Source organism: Protofrankia coriariae (genome assembly GCF_001017755.1).
Classification (GTDB): domain Bacteria; phylum Actinomycetota; class Actinomycetes; order Frankiales; family Frankiaceae; genus Protofrankia; species Protofrankia coriariae.
The window spans coordinates 1-4,865 of record NZ_JWIO01000020.1 but is presented as its reverse complement, the minus strand read 5'-3'; the positions used below and the strand labels follow the sequence as shown (position 1 = coordinate 4,865).

4 protein-coding genes are annotated in these 4,865 nt (G+C 71.5%); 3 read left to right on the top strand and 1 reads right to left on the bottom strand.

The window, feature by feature from the left end:
* Positions 1–89 precede the first annotated feature (89 nt).
* On the top strand, positions 90–671 hold the full coding sequence (locus FrCorBMG51_RS34770; RefSeq protein ID WP_476742163.1) for a molybdopterin dinucleotide binding domain-containing protein: 582 nt from the start codon (positions 90–92) through the stop codon (positions 669–671).
* Between the two features lie 162 nt (positions 672–833).
* Here the strand turns inward: FrCorBMG51_RS34770 and rpsA are convergent, their stop codons facing one another.
* Positions 834–2,315 (bottom strand): 30S ribosomal protein S1, encoded by a 1,482-nt coding sequence (gene rpsA, locus FrCorBMG51_RS13600; RefSeq protein WP_047223454.1) that lies wholly within the window; start codon positions 2,313–2,315, stop codon positions 834–836.
* Between the two features lie 469 nt (positions 2,316–2,784).
* Here rpsA and FrCorBMG51_RS13595 point away from each other — a divergent pair, with 469 nt between their 5' ends.
* Complete coding sequence (locus FrCorBMG51_RS13595) at positions 2,785–3,678, top strand: class I SAM-dependent methyltransferase (protein ID WP_047223453.1); 894 nt, start codon at positions 2,785–2,787, stop codon at positions 3,676–3,678.
* Positions 3,679–3,895: 217 nt separating this feature from the next.
* A partial coding sequence (locus FrCorBMG51_RS25265) for a polysaccharide biosynthesis protein (protein ID WP_476742161.1) occupies positions 3,896–4,865 on the top strand: 970 nt, incomplete at its 3' end.

The window sequence follows — 4,865 nt, the reverse complement described above, 5'->3', positions numbered from 1 at the left end:
GCGGCCTGCCACCGGCCGCGCCGTCGCTGCGCTCGGAGGTCGCCATCGTCTGCGGGCTCGCCCGGGCCACCCTCGGCGGGAGAACCACGGTGGACTGGGCGGCCCTGGCCGGCGACTACCGGCGCATCCGCGGCCACATCGCCGCCGTCATCCCCGGCTTCGCCGACTACGACACCCGGGCCAGCCGGCCCGGCGGGTTCCTGCTGCCGCACCCGCCCCGGGACAGCCGCAGCTTCCCGACCCCGTCCGGCCGCGCCGCCATCACCGTCAACACGCTGGAGGTGCTGCGCACACCGCCCGGGCACCTGCTGCTCCAGACGATCCGCTCCCACGACCAGTACAACACCACCATCTACGGCCCTGACGACCGTTACCGCGGCATCCGCCACGGCCGGCGCGTCGTCCTCGTCCACCCTGACGACCTCGCCGCGCTCGGCATCCCCGACGGGGGCCAGGTGGACATTGTCAGCGTCCACGATGCCGCCGCCGGGAAGGGGAAGGGCAAGGAACGTCGGGCCGAGAACTTCCGGGCTGTCGCCTACCCGACCGCCCGTGGCTGCGCCGCGGCCTACTTCCCGGAGACGAACGTCCTTGTCCCGCTGGACAGCACCGCCCGGCGCAGCAACACTCCCACGTCGAAATCCCTGATCATCCGGCTGGAACCACGGTAGGACGCGGCCAGCCGCGCGCACGCGGAGCCGTCAGAAGGCAGTCATCAGGAACATACGGACACATGAGTGTGGGCCTGTAGGAGATTCTCCTACAGGCCCACACTCATGTCACTGAACGATCAGCGGTAGCACCCGGCTGGCGGAGCCGACCAGATGACGGGGCTACTCCCGGCCGAACTGCTCGCGGAGCCGGCGCAACGCTTCCTCGTCGATCGCGGAAGCGGGCTGCTCCGACTCGGCGGAGGTGTAGGACGACGGCGCGGCCGCGGCGGCCTCGGCCTCCTGAGCTGCGCGAATCTGCGCCTGGTGCGCCTCGTACCGCTGCTGGGCCTCGGCGTACTGCCGCTCCCACTCGGCCTGCTGCTCCTCGAAGCCGGGCAGCCACTCCCCTGTCTCCGGGTCGAAACCCTCGGGGTAGACGTAGTTGCCCTGCTCGTCGTACTTGGCCTCCATCCCGTACTGGGACGGGTCGAACGCCTCGCCGTCGGGCACCAGCGCGCTGCTGTCGTTGGCCTGCTTGAGGGACAGGCTGATCCGACGGCGGTCCAGGTCGATGTCGATGACCTTGACGAGGATCTCGTCCCCGACGTTGACGACCTGCTCGGGGATCTCCACGTGGCGCTCGGCCAGTTCGGAGATGTGCACCAGGCCCTCGATGCCCTCGTCCACCCGGACGAACGCGCCGAACGGCACGAGCTTGGTGACCCGGCCCGGCACGACCTGGCCGATGGCGTGGGTGCGGGCGAACTGGCGCCACGGGTCTTCCTGGGTGGCCTTCAGCGACAGCGACACCCGCTCCCGCTCCAGGTCGACGTCGAGCACCTCGACCGTGACCTCCTGGCCGACCTCGACGACCTCGGACGGGTGGTCGATGTGCTTCCAGGACAGCTCGGAGACGTGCACCAGACCATCGACGCCACCGAGGTCGACGAACGCGCCGAAGTTGACGATGGAGCTGACGACGCCCTTGCGGATCTGACCCTTGGCGAGCTGGGCGAGGAACTCCGAGCGGACCTCGCTCTGGGTCTGCTCCAGCCATGCCCGCCGGGAGAGAACCACGTTGTTCCGGTTCTTGTCCAGCTCTATGATCTTGGCTTCGAGCTCACGGCCGACGTAGGGCTGCAGGTCCCGGACGCGGCGCATCTCCACCAGGGATGCCGGCAGGAAGCCACGCAGCCCGATGTCGAGGATGAGGCCACCCTTGACGACCTCGATGACGGTGCCGTTGACGACGCCGTCCTCCTCCTTGAGCTTCTCGATCGTGCCCCAGGCGCGCTCGTACTGGGCGCGCTTCTTCGACAGGATGAGCCGGCCTTCCTTGTCCTCCTTCTGGAGAACAAGAGCCTCGACATGATCGCCGACGGTTACGACCTCGTGCGGGTCGACATCGTGCTTGATCGAAAGCTCCCGGGACGGGATGACGCCTTCGGTCTTGTAGCCGATGTCGAGGAGCACCTCGTCGCGGTCCACCTTCACGATGGTGCCGTCGACGATGTCGCCGTCGTTGAAAAATTTGATCGTCTTGTCGACGGCGGCGAGGAAGTCCTCGGCCGAGCCGATGTCGTTGACCGCGACCTGCGGGGTGGTCGGGGTAGGCGGTGTGGTCACGGTCTCCACGGGTCGTACGTCGGTGGTGCTCGTCAAGGGGTCGGCTCCGACTACGGGGTTCGTCGTATGCACGAGGGCCGGGTCGAACCGCCGGGACGGAGGGACAGGGACCGTGCTAAACGAACACTGTCGATACCGAAAGCGACGCTCGAGCGGATCTACTAGGTCTGAGACCCACGGACTCTCGTGCCAGTCCCAAGTCTAGGGACCGGTGTCCAAGGTGGTCAACGCCAGGGGCCCGCAACCTCGTCCAGGATCACAGGATCACAGGATCGACGGGACCACCGGACGCGCGACCCCACCGCGGGGCCGCGCCGGCAGTCCGGCGCCGCCACCCCGAAGCGGCTGGCACGACCGAACTCAAACGGCTGAACTCAAACGACTGAACTGGCACGACTGACGGCACGGCTGGCATGGCCTCGTTCCGCGGCCGGCGGGGCACCGCCCGCCCGGGCGCGCACCGCCGGCGTCCAGGGGCCCGCCGGACACTGCGAGGATCGATGCCGTGAACGGAACAGAACACCCCGGCCCGGCCGGCGGCGAGCCGGCACCCGCCCGCCGGGTCGCGCCGCAGTGCCCTCCGGGCCGCTACCACCCGGCGGAGTTCGGCTACAGCGACATCGACGACGACAGCGCCCGGTGGGCCAGCCGCGGCTACTGGGACGCCACCGCCGACGACTACCAGGCCGAACACGGCGCCTTCCTCGGCGACACCGACTTCCTGTGGTGCCCGGAGGGGCTGCGGGAGGCCGACGCCGGGCTGCTCGGCGAGGTCCGCGGCCGCACCATCCTGGAGATCGGCTGCGGTGGCGCGCAGTGCGCCCGCTGGCTGGTCGCCCGCGGCGCCGAGGTGGTGGCGCTGGACCTCTCCGCCGGGCAGCTGCGGCACGCCCGCGCGCTGTCGGCCGCCACCGGTATCACGGTCCCCCTGGTGCAGGCCGACGCGACCCGGCTGCCGCTGGCCGACGCGAGCGTGGACACGGCCTGCTCCGCCTTTGGCGCGATCCCGTTCGTCGCGGACAGCGCCGCGGTCATGCGCGAGGTCGCCCGGGTGCTGCGGCCCGGCGGCCGCTGGGTCTTCTCCACGACACACCCGATGATCTGGTCGTTTCCCGACCATCCGGGCAAGGAGGGGCTGACGGTCGTGCGCAGCTACTTCGACCGGCGGGCCTATGTGGAACGGGACTGGGCCGGCCGGACGACCTACGCCGAGACGCACCGGACCGTCGGTGACCGGGTCCGGGAGCTGGTGGCAGCCGGGCTGCGCCTGCTGGACGTGATCGAGCCGGAATGGCCGGCCGGTCACGACCGGATCTGGGGCCAGTGGGGGCCGGTGCGGGGCCGTTTCTTCCCATCCACCGCGATCTTCGTGACCGACAGGCCCGCCCGACCCACCTGACACGTACCGGCACTCCGGCACGCATCAGCACGTACCGGCATGTACCGGCATGTACCGGCATGTACAAATACATACCGGTACATGCCGGGCCGGCGCCGGCAGGTGCCGACAGGCACCGACAGAAGCGGCCACGGGGGTGATATCCGGAGTCCGGCGGGACCGGCCACTGATTTCCCGACGCGGGAATGTCACATCGGGCAATGGGAAAATCACTGTCGTGACGCCGGGGGGTGGTGATGGGCCAGCAGTTCGTCCGAGCGCGACGAACACCCTCCCGGTTGTGACGGACATCCTCGCGGCCCATGGCGTCCTCTCGGCCAGCGGTGTCGCGACGGGTCGCGGCACGGCCAGCACCGTCGCGGCAGGTCGCCCCCGGGCCGACAGCGCCGCGACGGGTCGTGCCGCGATGGACGGGGGCACCACAGGCACCGCACGCGGGGGCACGGCGGGCCGGGCCGGACGCCCGCGCGGCGCGGCCGCGCGGTGGGCGCCGACACGCCGGGCGACCGCCACCGCGGTGCGGGCGGCCTCCCCGATCGCCGCGGCCGGCATCATCGTCAACACCGCGAACCTGCTCGTCACGCTCGTCCTCGCGCGTGCGCTCCCACCGGTGGCCTACGGGGCGCTGGCCCAGCTCCTGGCGTTGTTCTTCGTGGTGTCCATGCCGGGCAGCGCGCTGCTCGTCGGGGTCGTCCGCACGATCACGAGCTGGCGGCAGGACGGCCGCGGCGCCCTGGTCGACGGCTGGGTCGCCCGGGTGCGTCGCGCCGGGGTCGTGCTGACGCTGTCCACGGCTGCCGGGGGCCTCGCCCTGCGCGGCGCGATCGCCGCCGCGCTGTCCCTGCCGGGCCCCGGCGGCGTGGCGGAGATGCTCACCGCGGGCGCGGCGTGGTGCCTGCTCTGCGTCGACCGTGGGCTGCTCCAGTCCGCCCTGAGGCATCGGACGCTGGCGGTCAACCTCGCGCTCGAGGGGCTGACCCGCGGCGTGCTGGCGGTCGTGCTGGTGCTCGCCGGCCTCGGGCCGGCCGGCGCGTCGCTGGCGACCCTGCTCGGTGTGCTCGTGGGACTTGCCCACTCGCGCCGGGCCCTTGGGTCCCGCACCGGGCGACGGCGCGGTGGCCGGCCGCGCGCCGGTCCGCCCGGCACCGGCCTGCCCCGGAGCGAGACCTCCCGGAGCGGCCGGGCCG